Genomic DNA, 335 nt, shown 5'->3' with positions numbered 1-335 from the left:
CTTTATTGACATTGAGCCTCTGAACCCTTAATAAACCCGAAAACTGTTGACTCGTCGGTTTCATAGCTCACGCTATACCGACATTCGTCGAAACAGTTTAATTAAGGGTTCTTCTCAATGCACAATAAATTTTCTCGGCATAATTGCGTGTCCTATTGTTTATCTTTTCTCATTTTTATCAACAGATATATTGCATTAATGCCTCCTAATAATGTCCAAACTACTGATAAAAAAGTGTTACCAATATTGTAAATTGCAGGCATTAATAATAAGAAAAGGATATTAAAAACAAAAGGTAAACGATACTTTATATCATCGTTATTATAGTTCAAAGT

At 31.9% G+C, this 335-nt stretch carries 1 protein-coding gene; it reads right to left on the bottom strand.

Translation table 11 applies throughout. The features are described from left to right. Window positions 1–152: 152 nt before the first annotated feature. On the bottom strand, window positions 153–335 hold a 183-nt coding region (locus EII23_RS13280), incomplete at its 5' end, for a hypothetical protein (RefSeq protein ID WP_124793578.1).

The organism is Desulfovibrio sp. OH1186_COT-070 (genome assembly GCF_003860215.1).
Classification (GTDB): domain Bacteria; phylum Desulfobacterota; class Desulfovibrionia; order Desulfovibrionales; family Desulfovibrionaceae; genus Desulfovibrio.
Note: the sequence above shows the minus strand (reverse complement) of the source record. Positions and strands in the feature narration are given on the sequence as shown.